Here is a 15,553-nt window from a genome sequence, read left to right as displayed (position 1 = left end):
GGGGAGCTAACATGATCGGGAGATTCACAAGAGTTCTGGAAGGAAGTTCCAGACTCGTTATTAGTATTTTTCATCCAGCCATCGGGGGAGAACCGGTGAAGGGTATCGACCTGTACTCACCTTGCCAGGCTGAGGCAGCTAAGCTTTTGACAGAGATGGGCGTGGATCTGGACAACTTAAATATTACCAGTGTAACAACCAACGGGGCCATAGCTCCAAAACAGGGAGGGTATCCCGTCGTCCTCTTCTCCCCTGGATTTGGTGTTGAACGCGATATGTATCTCGGAGTGATTTCCAAGTTAGTCTCCAAAAACTACGTGGTAATTACGATTAGCGCCCCGCATGAGTCCGTGTTCACCGTATTTCCAGACGGCAGCTATCTCAAGCAGGCACCGGAAATGGCGGAGCTGGCAAGCAGCGACTACACCAGTTGGTCCCGTCTGCTCCTCAACCGGGTTCAATACATAAACGCAGTTATGGACATTCTTGAGACGCTTAACTGCTCCGATGATGCTGAGCTCGCCGGGCTGTTCGACCTGGATAAGGTTGCTGTCTTGGGACATTCGCTCGGAGGTGCCGCCTCCCTGGAGGCCGCCAAGCAGGATCACCGGATCAAGGCGGCTGTCCTGCTCGATCCCAGTTTTCACCTCATACGCCGCGAAGACGTACAGTCTTCTGTTCCAGTTTTGCTGCTGCGGCAAGAAGCTTCGGCGTACCGGGCGATGGCAGCATCAATGAATGAGACCATTGCATACGATTACATCGATGGGCAGCGCTATGCCTTCAACTCTCTGAATAATGCCCATTTCTATCGGGTAAAAGGGGCTCAGCACATGTCGTTTTCGGATATTCCGCTTCATTACGGTGATCAACACGCAGTTCCCGTTCATGCCGTTACCGCAGAAGCTGCAACCGCATTCATGGAGGCGGTCTTTTGTAAGGGTGAGGCGGGCCGAAATTTCGCTTTACAGTCTGGAGAAACCGTTGTTCCCATCAACGCAGAGGGTGAACCTGTAGGAACTTAGCATGAATTGATAAACGTAGTTGCAGGGGCAGTATTGCTTAATTTTAAATGTTCTTTACAGCTAAATACGGGTACTCAATGATACACTTAAGCTATCATAACTCTTGCTTGAAGGAGTGTTCCAAATGCGATTTCATCAAATTAGATACCCTAAGCTTTCAGGCATTGGAATTTTACTTAAAGTAAGGGTAAGGAGTGTTCGGAACGATACATAATGCCGGCAGCCATACTCATTATTATTTGAAGAAAGAGATCTCCAAGTATAAGCTAACGCCCATTGATTAGCATGAAATGATACCCAAACGCCATTAACCTGGAGGACATTTGATGAAGATCAGACTTAGCGACTATAATCCAGACTGGATCAGACTTTATCAGCAGGAGACTGAGTTTTTAACTACTATTTTCACAGATGAAATTGTACGTTTTGAGCATTTTGGCAGCACCTCAGTACCCGGTTTAAAAGCTAAACCCGTCATTGATATGATGTGTATTGTAAAAGACATAGGCAAAATCGACTCGTACAACGATAAGATGACACTGCTCGGATATGATGTTGCCGGAGATTGGGGAATTCCTGGCAGAAGATTATTCCGAAAAGGCGGTGAGGCAAGGACGCATCATATTCATTGTTATCAGGCAGACAACCCTCAGATTGAACGGCATCTCGTGTTCAGAGATTTTTTAAGAGCCCATCCGGCGGAAGCGGCAAGATACAGTCAGTTCAAACAAGAATTAGCGGATCACTTCGAGGATACCAGCCAGTACGGCCCGGCCAAAAAAGCATTTGTGAGCTCGATGGAACAACAGGCGCTTTCCTGGTACGCAAGCCTGCGTTCTGATGCGAGGTGAGCCGATGAATTTCAGATGTGAATGCGGACACCGAATCCACGACAATACGGATTATTTGCCCTATAAAGGATACTTCCTTGCGGACCAGGATCAGGATGATCTTATGGATGAGATTGACGATGCTATTGAGAAATCGGGTCCGACGCCGCGGGATAAGGAAGAAGCTGCTATGAGGATTAGATCCTTAATCACTAGACTGTTCAAATCCGCTTACCAGTGCTCCAATTGCGGGAACCTCTTCATGGATCTTGGTCCTGCCGGACTGGAGATGTTCAGGGCAGTTGATCCTGTGAATAAGAATCTGTTACGGTCGGCTTTAGGGGAGCAGTGGCGGGGGCATGTATTTGGAGAATGGAAGGACATCCTGCCTGAATGGCAAACTTCCCATGGCATCCTGTACAATGAGACCAATGTCAGCTGTCCAAGCGGAGAATCGGCGGGGAATGGACATTATAGCGATTGGGAAGCCTTGGAACGGGACTATTATCAGTTATTTGATGAACTCAAGAACAGGAATGCTATACGTTACAGCCAATTGGAAAAGAACGGGGCCCTAATTCATTCATGGAGCTTACCTAAATAGCTTGTCTGTATAGGCTGAATGAGATGAAATAAGCTAAAAAACTCTAAGGAGGAACTCCAATGAAGACAATCGTGCGCATGATGGACCATCTGTACTGGGCGGACGGACGGATTTTGGATGCGCTTGAAGCGAGTCACACGAAGGACGCGGAGCTGCTGAAGCTGGTGCGGCATGTGGCGGTGGCGGAGCAAGTCTGGCTGTCGCGCTTGCAGGGTAAGCGCAGCACACAATACGCATTATGGGAAGAAGCGGAAGACCTGACGGCAATCCGGCAACTGTTCGAAGAGAATGCTGAGCAATACCGCAGCTATATCGGCAAGCTGGAAGAATCTGCGCTGGATCAGATGATTAGCTACAGCAGCCAAAATGGAACCTCGTTCCAGACCTCCGTCCGGGACATCCTGCTGCAGGTGCTTTTACATGGGCAATATCACCGGGGACAGATCAACCGGGCCCTTCGGATGGAATCGGCAGAACCGGCTCCCGTTGATTACATCACTTTTGTGAGACTCTAACAGGACTTCACGAATGTTAATAGGGTAGCTTTCATATCGCGGACTGGCTGCATCTGGCCTGTTAATGAATAAGGAGCGAATGCTAGAATGGAAATTAGAGCGTTACACACAGATGAACCGCCCCCAACCGGATTGCTTTTATTGGCAGACCCTGCACCGAAGCTGGTTAAGGACTATATTGCAAGAGGACAATGCTTCGTTGCTGAGGCGGATCAACAAGTGGTCGGAGTCTATGTGTTACTGCCTACCAGACCGGAGACCGCCGAGCTGGTCAATATTGCAGTGGATGAGGAGTTCCAAGGCCGGGGGATCGGGAAGCAACTGGTGAATCACGCGATTCAGGAGGCTAAGCATCTCGGATTCAAAACGCTGGAGATCGGCACAGGCAACTCTAGTATCGGCCAGCTTGCGTTGTATCAGAAATGCGGATTCAGAATCACGGGGATCGACAGGGACTTTTTCATCAGACATTATAGTGAAGAAATCTATGAGAACGGGATGCAGGTGGTGGATATGATCCGCCTGTCTCAGGATCTGTAAGTCAAATGGAGGTTAACCAACCTATGCAAGCACAAATATTGCAATTTCTGAATACTACCTATCCGGTTCAACTCTCCAGTGTGGAGGCGGTCACCAACGAAATGTACCGTTGTCACTCGGGAAAGGAGACATTTTTCGCCCGAATTACGAATTATAAGACCTATGAGGAACAATTAGCTGAAGTGAACTGGACAACCTATCTGTTCAATCGGGGCGTACGGGTGCCGGAGGTTATACCTACTGAACATAATTCGCTTATCGGCACCCTGCTGCTGGATGAAGAAGAGAAGTTCGTGGTCTTGTTCCGGGCGGCAGCCGGAATCCACCTGCCCCGGGCCAAATGGGACAAAACCATCCTCAGAACCCTCGGACAGCAAATAGGCAGAATGCATCAGGTGAGCAAAGAATATCAGCAGTCTGACGCTGCCCAGCCGATTCCGCATTGGTATGATAACGATGAATATGATTTTCTCAAGTACATTCCTGCTGAAGAGCGGGCCATACGGGATATTGCGAAGGATGTGCTCAAGCAGATCCGAATGCTGCCCAAAGATGAGGCGAACTACGGGTTAATCCACGGGGACCTGTGGCTGAACAATACCCTGGTGGACAGTGACTCTGCGCTGACGATGATTGACTGGCAGGATTGTGAGCGACATTATTATGCCTACGATTTAGCTGTACCGATCTATTCTGCGCTGGAGTACTCATTCGCGGGCGGACAAAACCTCATGGACTATAAGCGCACGATTACCAAGGCAATCACGGACGGATATAAGGAAGAGCATCCCCTCTCCGCTGAGATGGCCAGAAAACTGCCGCTGTTTATGAGACTGAAAGAGCTGTTTGAATACAACCTGATGCATATGTATTGGAACTTCGAGGAGCTTAGCGAGGAGCAGGTGCGGATTCTGAATCTGTACAGAAGCAAGATTGAGTATATGCATACGTGAGGTGAGTGAAGTGTATGACTACATTAGCCTCCATTCTGTGGACTACGCCAAGACGGTAAGGACGGAGGTACTGGAGCGATTTTTTATTAGTACGATGAGGTTTGAAAAAATCGGTCCTCTATCTTTCTCCAAGGCGCTCCATGGAGCACATATCGGGGTAAAGGGAATCTCCGCAAATTCGGATGGCAGTTATGCTTACTACACCCTGGAAGGGATTGAAGCGGTGAACCTGGTAGAGGTCATTCTGCCAGCAACTAAGATAGATGAGCCATTGGAGCGTGCGATAACCGGGTTGGTGATGGCCATTGTTGACGAATTCCATTGGTGTATCGATGAGGACCACGGATTGGATACTTGATGTGATCGGTTTTCCGATTACATTTGGCCATACGCTCTCGCCAACACCAATTGTGATCGGTTTTCCGATTACATTCGGCCATACGCTCTCGCCAACACCAATTGTGATCGGTTTTCCGATTACATTCGGCCACACGCTCTCGCCAACACCAATTGTGATCGGTTTTCCGATTACATTTGGCCACACACTCTCGCCAACACCAATTGTGATCGGTTTTCCGATTACATTCGGCCGCACACTCTCGCCAACACCAATTGTGATCGGTTTTCCGATTACATTCGGCCGCACACTCTCGCCAACACCAAATGTATTCGGTTTGCGCATACAGGCCAGCCCCCGTCCCCTGTGCGTTCCCCCAACAATACGACAAGCGGCAGCCTCAGACGAATCATTCGTCCCTGGCTGCCGCTTGTTCAATTCACACACCTGACCCCTCAGCAGTAATGCAGCGCTTCGCCCAGCGCGACCAGCGCCATCGCCTGTCCGTAGGCCATAGGGGCAATGATGATCCCTTTGTAGTCCTCCTTGGCTGCGCCGATGGGAGTACCGCCGGACACGCCGAGCACTGTGCCTTCGCCGTCAATTCTGTCCAGGATGGCGCGGATTGCCCGTAGTGCAGGTTCGCTATAGGCCTCCGGGAGCAGCCCCCGGCGCACACTGTTCAGAATTCCGGCGGCAATCGCAGCCGAACCCGAAGTCTCGGTATAGCTGCCGGGGTCATCCAGCAGGGTATGCCATAGTCCGTCCCCGCTCTGACAAGCGAGCAAGGCTTCGGCCTGGGCCTGTAGCGTCTGCTGGAGATAGCTGAAGACTCCGTCTGCCAGATAGGGCCGCATCAGCTCCAGATATTCCGGCAGACCGAGCGCGAACCAGCCGTTGCCACGGCACCAGAAAGCTTCGCTGAAGTTGTGGCGCTCTGCAAAATGCCAGCCATGGAAGAAGAAGCCGGTCTTTTTGTCATACAGATATTTAATGTGCAGCAGCAGCTGATGCAGCGAGGTCTCGCGCCACTGCGGGTTATCGTACTTCACCCCCATTTTGGCAGTGAACAGAATCGCCATGAACAGCGTATCAATCCAGATCTCGTTCTCATGGAGCGAAATCTCATGCTTCTGAGTCCCTGTAGTCACATGCTGATAGCCTTGCTCCAGCGTCCGGGGTAGCCCCTGCATCAGCCATTCTATCCATTCGAGACTCAGCTCTCCGGCCTCTTCCAGCTCCATCAGCGACAGCATCGGGGCAGTCGTATTAATATTCCGGCTGGGCAATCCCTTCTCCAGCTGCCGGTCCATCCATGGCTTGGTGTATGCCGCATAACGGCCGTCCCCGAAATGCCGGTCCAGCTTTTGCAGGCCATACAGCCCCACTCCCTGCGGCCAATCCCACTCTTCCATCCCGAAGTCCCTTGCAAAATACCCCCGGCGTCCCGCGTCTTCCCCCAGGTTCTGCAATTCCGCTTCATTATCCGGCCGGCCCAGCTTCAGCAGCTTATTCGTGACCAGGTCCAGCTTCTGCATAACCTCTTCCTTGCTCACACAGCTAACCGGCACCGCTTGCTTCTCTCCTGCTCCCATCCTAGCCTCTCTCCTCTCAGCTCTGCGTCCCGCGCAGCTTGATTCTGAACGTTCTGATCTCATAAGGCTTCACCTGGAAGCTCAGCTCCTCTGCTTCCTGCCAGTCTCCCAGCGGCTCCTCCATCAGGTTGCATTCCTGCCAGGAAGCCATAGAATAGGCGCTATCTACAGTAATCTGTGTCCGGGAACCGGCGTACTCATGCAGGCGCACCACCACATCCTTGCCGTCCTCCGAACGTTTGATAGCATCCACTGTCACATGCGCACCATCGATATAAAGCAGCGGGTTCCCTTCCAGCTCACCTGCCACACTGCGCAGCGGATTATTCAGCTCCCACGCCTCCTGGACCACCCTGCCTTCGACGAAATCACCGGTATGCGGGTACAGGGCATACGTAAATTCATGATGCCCCTGATCCTGCTGCGGATCGGGATGCACCGCCGATTTCAGCAGCGTCAGCCGGAGCACGCTATCCTTGATATCGTAGCCGTATTTGCAGTCATTAAGCAGCGCAATGCCATACCCCTTCTCGCTGATATCCGCCCACTGATGGCCCACCGTTTCGAAGCGGGCGTAATCCCAGCTCGTATTCCAGTGTGTAGGACGCTTCACGTTACCGAACTGAATATCATAGGTAGCCTCCAGCGCATGAATATCCACCGGGAAAGCCACCTTCAGCAGCTGGTTATGTCCGTGCCAATCCAGCTCAGTATGGAAGTCAATCCGCACAGTATCACGGTAGAAGATGATATCCTGGGTAACCGCTGTGCGGTGATAGGTCCAGGTCATACGCAGCACCGCCCGCAGCGGACCATTCTCGGTCAGCTCACATCCGGTCAGCTGCGAGATCTCGGTCATCTTTTCCTGGTAGAAAATATCGATATCCCACGCTTCGAAATCCAGCGGCTTATCTTCAAACACCTGTAGTACATTCCCGCGCTGCCCGGGAGCCAGCAGCTCACGGCCGCTCTTCCGGTCGATCATCGAAGTGAAATGCCCCTGCTCATTCCACACCACTTCCACAAGCGGTGTGCTCAGCGTGTTGCCGGATACAGCTGCAAGCGGCTGAACCTGTGACTCCTGAGGAGCCTTGCCTGCTTGCCCGTGAACTACCTTCAGCACCGCCGTACCCAATGCAGGCACAGACGGAACGTAGACCAGCACTTCCCCGTCTGCCGTCCGCTGCTGCCACAGCCGGTTCCCGTCTGCGTCATGAACACTTGCGGAATCTGCTGCAGCTATAGGAAGCAGTGCATAACGCGGACGGTTCCAGTTCGAGCTGTTCAGCAGCGTGAACCTGCTGTCAGCTTTTTCTTGGACAACACCGTTAATCAGAGCCAGTGAGCGCGCCTCGCCTTCTGCATATTCAGCATCACTGTCCTCATAGACCTCAGCGATCGACGAACCGGGAATGATGTCATGGAACTGGTTGCGCAGCAGAATCTCCCAGATCCCGGTCAGTTCAGCCGCAGGATAAGCGGTTTCAAGATTCCCCTGTCTTACACCCGTCAGCGTATGCAGCCACTCGGCATCGCGCAGCAGCAGCTCCAGGCGGCGGTTATATTTCTTGTTGCGGGCTTGTGAGGTATACGTACCCCGGTGGCATTCGAAATACAGCTCCCCGTTCCAGGTGTGTACGAACGACTCCGCCTTCCCGATCCGTTCATGCAGCCCGGTGAAATATTCCCCGGCACTGCCCATCTCAATCTTCGGAATGCCCGGAAGCTTGTCGAAGCGCCGCCGAAGCTCCAGCATCTCCCGCGTCGGCCCGCCGCCTCCGTCACCCCAGCCGTATGCAAACATCAGGTGATCGTTGATCTCCTTATCCTGATAGGAATTCCAGATTCCGCGCAGCAGCCCCGCCGTCATCCGGCCGTTATACGTGTACTCTGCCCCATCCTTCTCGGAGGTCGTGATGAAATGTGTCAGCACCTCCGAGCCGTCCATCCCCCGCCACCAGAAGGTGTCATGCGGCATCCGGTTGAACTGATTCCAGCTGATTTTGGTCGTCATGAACGTGTCGATGCCCGATTTACGGAGAATCTGCGGCAACGCCCAGCTGTATCCAAAGACATCCGGCAGCCACAGGTACTTGCTCTCTACGCCGAATTGTTCACTGAGATAGCGTTTGCCCAGCATAATCTGGCGGACCAGCGACTCACCGGACGGGATATTACAATCCGACTCCAGCCACATCGCCCCTTCCGCTTCCCAGCGCCCTTCCTTCACCTTCTCGGTGATCCGCCCGAACAACTCCGGATAATCCTGCTCCAGATATGCGTACAATTGAGGCTGCGTCTGCAGGAACTGGTACTCCGGGAACTCCTCCATCAGCCGCAGAACGGTGGAGAAGGAACGGGCTGTCTTTTCACGGGTATGCTTCAGCCTCCACAACCAGGCAACATCAATATGGGTATGGCCCACAGCCGTAAGCGTTACGTCAAAAGTCTGCGGCATCGCCTCTATCGCCTGATTCAGACTGGCGCCTGCCTTATACAGCGAAGCAGTATGCTCTGGCGAGCCCGGCTCCGACCAGTCAATCAGACGGAAGGCTTCGTTCAGCGCTCTTAACAGCCACTGCTTCTCCGGCTGGTCTCTGCCAAGATAACGGAAGGTGTCGAGCGCCGCCTTCGACATATAGAACAGGTCATCAATGCTCTCGTCCAGATAGCCGATGAACGCTTCGCTGAGCCGGTGCTCCTGAATTCTGGGCACTCCGCCGCCCTCAAGTCCCGACCATAGCCGGAAGGCCAGCTCTACCGTCTGTCCGCCCCATTCATCGCCGAAGATTACCTCTCTATGGTTGTTATCTACGCCCTGATAAGGCGATCCGTTCACGAACAGCAGCGATTCGAAGCCGGAGTTATTGAAGTCCCCTGTTTTGCCAAAATCAAATCTGCCGGCAATTTTGAAGCCTGCCTGACCAGGCGGCAGCACGATCTCTGTGCGCAGCCAGATGTAACGGTCCCGCCCGCGCCAATGCTCCTGAAGCCTGATGATGCCATCAAAGGAGACCGACTCCGGGTATACACCGTTAGCCCCTTCCTCATCCTCAGCGAACGCGAACTCTGTAAGCTCCTGAACCTTAAGATATCTATACTTTTCCACTTCAGCCTGGCGTTTGATCAGCTTTTCTTCTGTGAATAACATCTCTATCACTCCCTGTATCCGCTTTCATATGGTCACTATAGCAAACCTTTCACTCCAAAAACTACCCTACTCTTGCTGTATTCCGCCCTATTCATTGCATATTTTGCTTTTTTGGGCCTATAATATACAGGTGGAAACGGCTTGGACTTCTATAGTAAACGGCAACGGTGAGGAGAGAGGCTATGCTTGACAGCGACCTGTTATATGACCAAGGATATAGCATACGTATCAATACCCCGGCTGATCCGCTCTTTTACTATTTCGACTACGATCAGCGCTCTCACGACATCAATATGGAGTTCCAGCACGATCATGACTTTTATGAGATTCATATTCTGCTGGATTCCAGCGCTACTCATATTATTGAAGGTAATGTACATGCCCTGCAGCAATATGACATTGTTCTGCTTGCTCCGTACCGGCTGCATATGACCCAGTATCCCGCAGGCCCGCCGCATAAGCGACTAATTATCAACTTCAACCTGCCCAGGAATATACCCGGATTTGAGACCGCTTACAATGCAATGCTGCAGCCGTTCGCCGAGGAGGTTCCGATCTACCGGTTCACCGGAGGGCTGCGCAGTGCCGTGTTTGAGCCGCTCAATGCTATTTTCAACTGTTCCCGCAACACTTCACCGCTGAATCCGGTACTGATTCACAGTCTGTTCCAGCAGTTCTTATGCAGTCTGTCCCAGCAGAATGACAAGAATGCGTACGTGCTTGAGGAGATCGGCAATGCCATGATGCAAAAAATCTATTCAATCACCGCCCACATTCACAGCCATTACGGCAGCGAGCTGTCCCTGGACTCCATCTCCAAGGAATTCTATATCAGCCCTTATTATTTATCGCACCAGTTCAGAACCGTCACCGGCTTCACCTTGACCGGGTACATCCAGATGACCCGCGTCCGCAAAGCCCAGCAGCTCCTGCTCCATACCCGGTACAAGATCTCCGACATCGCCGGGCAATGCGGCTTCAACAGCTTCTCCCAGTTCAACCGCATCTTCAATAAGCAGAGCGGCATGTCCCCCTCCGCATTCCGCAAGGCGCAGGGGGCATCTGGCGGGGCTTCGTCTTTGAGTTCGTATTGAATTAAATATCGAGGAGGAAAATGGAACATGGAAACGCTAAACTCCAGCAAAGATAACAGCAGCGGTGTCACGTATACAATCAGCACCCAATATGAAACCTTTGCAAACTACGCCATTGAAGCCTCGCTTATCACCCATATCGTTAACGGCTTCACCGAAGATCCGGATGATTTCATCGTCATTGATCCCAGTACGCCGGTAGAGGGAAGTCTGTATATGCAGGCCGCCCCTATCCGCCATACTCCCCGCAGCATCGTCGTTGAATTGCGCCTCGGCTATCCAGACGGGTCCTTCAGGCATTTCTCCCGGGAGATGACTGACAGGGACAGCGTGATCCGTATACTGCTGGATTATTGGGGCTTGCAGAAGCTGCCTGCTTATTCCACATGGTCAGATGTGACGGATGAATTAAGCTAGACTTATCCGGGGACCGGATACACAGCAGAGCAGCGCTTCTCCCGTTACAGGAGAAACGCTGCTCTGTTAGCTTCTTGCATGTTGGACAAGTGGAAACGGCTTTGCCGTCCTTTTAAAGGATGGTACCGTTTCAGCGAGAAATTTACATTTGAACAGTAACAGGGCTGACTTTTACACCGTAAACTGCACGCGGCTGAGCAGAACCTCACCCCGCAAGACAAGATATACATCTGTGGTCCCTGCATCCACACTCGCTATAGCGGACTGGCTGTGCCACTGCTGAACGCCGCCGGACGGAACTGTAAGGGTAGCCGCCAGCTTGCCGGACGGGCTGCCGGTCCGGACTTCAACCATACCTCCCTGGACGGAGGATACCAGCATCTCGACACCTGCTGCACCCTCTGCAAAACGGACATTATGGAAGGCGATCCATGCCCCTTCCTTCACCGGATGCACCGCAGCGCCGCCTGCCTTGCATTCATCAAGGAAGACGCTATCGTAATCATCGTAATTCTCAGCCTTCACTGGCGTATACAGATCACGCGGCGGAACTGTCTCGCCATGCACCCTGATTGTGGCGGACAGCCGGATATCTCCCGAGGAACGGCCTGCCATTAGCATGTATTCCCCATCCTCCACACAGTACTGTTCGCGGCTGACGTCCCAGAAGGAGAGTTCAGCGGCCGGTAAGGTGAATGTGACCGTCTGCTTCTGTCCGGCAGCCAGCCGGATTTTGTCAAACCTCTTCAATTGCTTAAGCGGACGCCTGATCCGGGTAGACAAGCACTGGACATAGAGTTGGACTACCTCGTCACCGTCAACGCCGCCGCTGTTCTCAAGCTCTACGCTCAGATTGATCGTGCCGTCCTGCTGCACTTCCTCTGCTGCCAGGGACAGCTTGTTGTAGTCCACCTGCGCATAGCTCAGACCGTGACCGAACGGATAGAGCGGTTCACCGTCGAAGTACATATAAGTTCTCTTGCCTTTGATAATATCGTAGTCCATGAATTCAGGCAGCTGGCTGACACTGCGGTACCAGGTCATATTCAGCTTGCCGGACGGGCTGTAATCGCCGAACAGGACATCTGCGACGGCATGGCCCAGCTCCTGTCCGCTGTGCGAGGTGTACAGCACGGCCGGAATATGCTCGTCGATCCAGGTGGAGGAAATCGGATAGCTGCCGACGATCACCACGACGGTGTTCGGGTTGGCGGCATAGACAGCCTTGACCAGATTCTCCTGCTCTACGGGCAGTACAATATCCGGCCGGTCAATCTCCTCCTTGCCGTTCAAGAGCGGATGGTTACCGACGAAGACAACGGCAACCTCAGCGGCCCGGGCCGCTTCTACCGCTGCTTCTACGCCGTTCACGACAACTTTCTTATGGAATTGGGCTGCTTCGGCAGACGTTTCTTCTTCAGCAACGCGAATGGTTCCGTCCTCAGCACTGATAACAAGCGGCTGATCATTCCAGGTGCGCAGGCTGACAGTTCCTTCGCCTTCCTGAACCATGTTCAGCGATTCCTTCACATACCAGCCATAGATTTCATCCGCGGAAGCGGTCAGTGTGCCGGCATCTGTCAGGGTAACATATTGTCCCCTGCTGGCGGATTCAAGGGTATGAGCGGTCCAGCCCCACGCCGTATGGCGGAACATCTCTCCCCGCTCCGGCTGATCATGCAGCACTGCGAGCCGTCCGTCCTCACCTGTTAACCCCACCGCTTGTCCGCTGGCAGCGGAGGTCAGAATGATCCGGTCATCCCCGCTCTCGAAGGTGACCTGCTTGCCTGACAGCTTCTTGGTGATTCCCTGCATAGGGGTCACCGCATACGGCAGCGTACCGGAATACCAGTCTCTGAATGCTTCGTCCCCCAGCGTGCCGATCACAGCCACCTTGGAGAGCGCGGCTGCATTCAGCGGAAGGGCTGCGTTATCGTTCTTCAGCAGCACGATGGATTCCTTCGCGGCTTCGAGTGACAGCTCGCCATGCGCTTTGCTGAGAATGGCTGAGTCGTCTATCATCGTATACGGATTACCTTCCTCCGGGTCGAACTCACCGAGCCGGAAGCGGACGCGGAAGGTGTTCGCCAGCGCGCGGTCCAGATCCTCCTCCGTCAGCAAACCTTCACGGAGCGCCTCGTGAATGACCTTAATGGTCTCCTCTGTCTCTTCAGTTACACTGTCTATGCCGTTCTTGATCGACTCCGCCATAGACTGGGCGAAGGAATCATAATACTTATGATCCTTCACAATCCCGAACAGGTCTCCGGCATCGCTGACAATGAAGCCGTCCATCTCCCATTCGCCCTTCACAATCTCCATCACCGCCGGATGGAGGATAACCGGCACGCCGTTCACCGAATTGTAGGCGGTCATCATGGATTGTGCGCCGCCTTCCTTGAAGGCAGGCTTGAACGCTTCCAGATAATATTCGCGCATATTGCGCGGGTCAATGCTGGACGAAGCCACGCCCCGGTCAATCTCATTGTTGTTCCCGAGGAAATGCTTCAGGGTTGCGACCGCTTTCAGATACACCGGGTGATCGCCTTGAATTCCTTGAACAAGCGCTGTACTCAATCGGCCTGTCAGCTCAGGGTCTTCCCCGTAGGCTTCCTCTGTTCTCCCCCAGCGCGGGTCCCGCTCCATATCCACAGTCGGTGCCCACAGGGTCAAGCCGTTAATGGTGGGATTCTTACGGTAAAAGGCTCTGGCCTCATCGCCGATCGCCGAGCCGATTCTTTGCAGCAGCGCCGGGTTCCAGGTGCAGGCAAGGCCGCTTGGCTGCGGGTATGAGGTGGCTTTGCCGAGCCAGGAAATCCCGTGCGCTCCCTCCGTTCCATGCTTGTAACCGCCTACACCCAGCCGTTCAATGGCAGCCTGATATTGCGGCATCAGACTGACCTTCTCCACCAGCGTCAGCCGGGAGAGCAGATCCTGAACACGTTCATCTAATGGCAATTTCATTTGTCTAAAAGGATACATAGCAGCGTCCATATATAATCTCTCCTTCATTCTTCATGATAACGGTTTCATCTCCAGCCAAACCGAACGTCCGCACAGCCCGGCTGTCCTATCCTCCTCCATCTTAGAAGATTCTCCCGGACAATAACACCTGAACAATTGGCCCAAAAATCAGTTCATTATTAGGGATTCCGTATGGTAAAGATACTAATCAGACACATCATATGCTATTGACGTTATACTATAATTAAATCAAAGATAAGACTACAAGCGATGCTGAAAGGAAGTCCTCACACTCTATGCTCAAAAGAACCTATGCTCTGCTCCTCATTCCAACCTACCCTATATTCCTGCTCTGCATGCTGTTCCAGGGAATGGCCATCTCTATCAGCGCTCCATTCCTGGCGGTCTACTTCACAGAAGAACTCGGTGTCAGTGCCGGAACCTTCGGAATATTTACAGCGGTGACGCTCCTTAGCGGAGTAGCCTTAAGCATGTTCATTGCCAAACGCTCCGACGCCGGGCTGAACCGCCGCAGGCTGATGGTGATCTGTATGATGTTCAACGCCGTTGCTTTTGCCGGATACATATTCATCCATGACTTCTACCCGCTGCTGGCTTATATGACCATATTCACCGCATTAGGCGCCCCGGCGATGCCGCAATTATTCGCCAGTGCCAGAGAAGCTGTGAGCGCCAGCAGCTCTCCTGATCATGCCTTGGCTAACTCGGCTCTGCGCTCGATGTTCTCCCTTGGCTTCATCAGCGGTCCGCTGGTAGGAGCCGCACTCCTGAGCCGCTTCGGATTTCAGGGGATCTTCTCATCGACCACTCTGATCTTCCTGCTCAATGCCCTTCTGGTGTTCAGCTTCGTACGGCCTCCAGCCGCTAAGCAGCAGGTCCACAGACGTATCCAGCAGCCGTCCGGGCTGCAACGCAGCGCCAGGGTACTGGTTCCTTTTCTCATCCTGACCCTGCTCTATACCGGACACTGGGCCAATAGTCTGAATATCTCCTTGTTTATTGTCAATACGCTGGGAGGTACTACACAGAATGTAGCTTCGGTGGCCAGTATCTGTGCGTTAATGGAAATTCCGTTCATGCTGGTGCTGGGGCTGCTGTCAGCCAAATACGACAGCAAGGTGCTGCTGGGCTGGGGAATGGCAATGGGGGGAATCTATTATGCGCTGGTAATCGGAGTAGGTGAGCTGTGGCAGCTCATCGCCGGACAGGTGCTGCTGGCTTTTTTTGTCGCTGTGATCTCTGCAATTGGCATCAGCTATATTCAGGATCTGCTGCCGGACCTTCCCGGCTATGCCTCCACGCTGTATACCAATGCTACAACCATCGGCAGACTGGCCGGAAGCCTGGCGGGAGGAGCCGCAGCCCAGTGGTTAGGATACCGCCATTCCTACCTGCTCTGCGTAGTTCTGGTAGTCTGCTCACTGGGATTGCTGCTCTGGCCCCGCCGCTCACCGGACGAGAAAATCACCACACCACTTGCCTCTTAACAGGTGAAGTGCTGGAGATG

Annotated in this window: 14 protein-coding genes; 11 read left to right on the top strand and 3 right to left on the bottom strand. The window is 53.1% G+C overall.

Translation table 11 applies throughout. From position 1 onward, the window contains the following. Positions 1-11: 11 nt before the first annotated feature. The 8 genes from MKX51_RS06510 (at position 12) to MKX51_RS06475 (ending at position 5,255) form a co-directional block, all read left to right on the top strand. Positions 12-1,025, top strand: coding sequence for an alpha/beta hydrolase family protein (locus MKX51_RS06510; protein ID WP_340991664.1), 1,014 nt, complete (start codon positions 12-14; stop codon positions 1,023-1,025). 326 nt (positions 1,026-1,351) lie between these two features. Continuing rightward, positions 1,352-1,876 (top strand): GrpB family protein, encoded by a 525-nt coding sequence (locus MKX51_RS06505; protein ID WP_340991663.1) that lies wholly within the window; start codon positions 1,352-1,354, stop codon positions 1,874-1,876. Positions 1,877-1,880: 4 nt separating this feature from the next. Continuing rightward, complete coding sequence (locus MKX51_RS06500; protein ID WP_340991662.1) at positions 1,881-2,459, top strand: hypothetical protein; 579 nt, start codon at positions 1,881-1,883, stop codon at positions 2,457-2,459. A 59-nt stretch (positions 2,460-2,518) separates the two neighbouring features. Continuing rightward, complete coding sequence (locus MKX51_RS06495) at positions 2,519-2,974, top strand: DinB family protein (RefSeq protein ID WP_340991661.1); 456 nt, start codon at positions 2,519-2,521, stop codon at positions 2,972-2,974. 87 nt (positions 2,975-3,061) lie between these two features. Beyond that, positions 3,062-3,514 carry a GNAT family N-acetyltransferase gene (locus MKX51_RS06490; protein ID WP_340991660.1) on the top strand — a complete coding sequence of 151 codons (453 nt, stop codon included), beginning with the start codon at positions 3,062-3,064 and terminating at the stop codon, positions 3,512-3,514. Between the two features lie 23 nt (positions 3,515-3,537). Continuing rightward, positions 3,538-4,467, top strand: a complete 930-nt coding sequence (locus MKX51_RS06485; protein ID WP_340991658.1) for a phosphotransferase enzyme family protein — start codon at positions 3,538-3,540, stop codon at positions 4,465-4,467. 10 nt (positions 4,468-4,477) lie between these two features. After that, positions 4,478-4,825, top strand: coding sequence for a hypothetical protein (locus MKX51_RS06480; RefSeq protein WP_340991657.1), 348 nt, complete (start codon positions 4,478-4,480; stop codon positions 4,823-4,825). Then, positions 4,776-5,255: a hypothetical protein gene (locus MKX51_RS06475; RefSeq protein WP_340991655.1), complete on the top strand. Its 480-nt coding sequence runs from the start codon at positions 4,776-4,778 to the stop codon at positions 5,253-5,255. Before MKX51_RS06480 ends, MKX51_RS06475 begins: the two co-directional genes overlap by 50 nt. A 4-nt stretch (positions 5,256-5,259) precedes the next feature. Here MKX51_RS06475 and MKX51_RS06470 read toward each other — a convergent pair whose 3' ends face one another. Both MKX51_RS06470 and MKX51_RS06465 read right to left on the bottom strand, forming a co-directional pair. Further along, positions 5,260-6,399 carry a glycoside hydrolase family 88/105 protein gene (locus tag MKX51_RS06470; protein WP_340991654.1) on the bottom strand — a complete coding sequence of 380 codons (1,140 nt, stop codon included), beginning with the start codon at positions 6,397-6,399 and terminating at the stop codon, positions 5,260-5,262. Positions 6,400-6,415: 16 nt separating this feature from the next. Beyond that, positions 6,416-9,550, bottom strand: a complete 3,135-nt coding sequence (locus MKX51_RS06465) for an alpha-mannosidase (RefSeq protein ID WP_340991653.1) — start codon at positions 9,548-9,550, stop codon at positions 6,416-6,418. 182 nt (positions 9,551-9,732) lie between these two features. Between MKX51_RS06465 and MKX51_RS06460 the strand changes: the two genes are divergently transcribed. Further along, the gene (locus MKX51_RS06460) at positions 9,733-10,644 is read left to right on the top strand and encodes a helix-turn-helix transcriptional regulator (RefSeq protein WP_340991652.1); all 912 of its coding nucleotides are present in this window, start codon (positions 9,733-9,735) and stop codon (positions 10,642-10,644) included. 27 nt (positions 10,645-10,671) lie between these two features. Then, positions 10,672-11,061, top strand: a complete 390-nt coding sequence (locus tag MKX51_RS06455; RefSeq protein ID WP_340991651.1) for a hypothetical protein — start codon at positions 10,672-10,674, stop codon at positions 11,059-11,061. Positions 11,062-11,232: 171 nt separating this feature from the next. Here the strand turns inward: MKX51_RS06455 and MKX51_RS06450 are convergent, their stop codons facing one another. Beyond that, positions 11,233-14,055, bottom strand: a complete 2,823-nt coding sequence (locus MKX51_RS06450; protein WP_340991650.1) for a glycoside hydrolase family 3 C-terminal domain-containing protein — start codon at positions 14,053-14,055, stop codon at positions 11,233-11,235. A gap of 266 nt (positions 14,056-14,321) precedes the next feature. On the opposite strand from MKX51_RS06450, the gene MKX51_RS06445 reads away from it, so the two are divergent. Beyond that, positions 14,322-15,533, top strand: coding sequence for a sugar efflux transporter (locus MKX51_RS06445; RefSeq protein ID WP_340991649.1), 1,212 nt, complete (start codon positions 14,322-14,324; stop codon positions 15,531-15,533). The last annotated feature ends 20 nt before the right edge of the window (positions 15,534-15,553 follow it).

Source organism: Paenibacillus sp. FSL M7-0420 (genome assembly GCF_038002345.1).
In the GTDB taxonomy this organism is placed as follows: Bacteria; Bacillota; Bacilli; order Paenibacillales; family Paenibacillaceae; genus Paenibacillus_AQ.
This window is presented reverse-complemented; position numbering and strand designations above follow the sequence as displayed.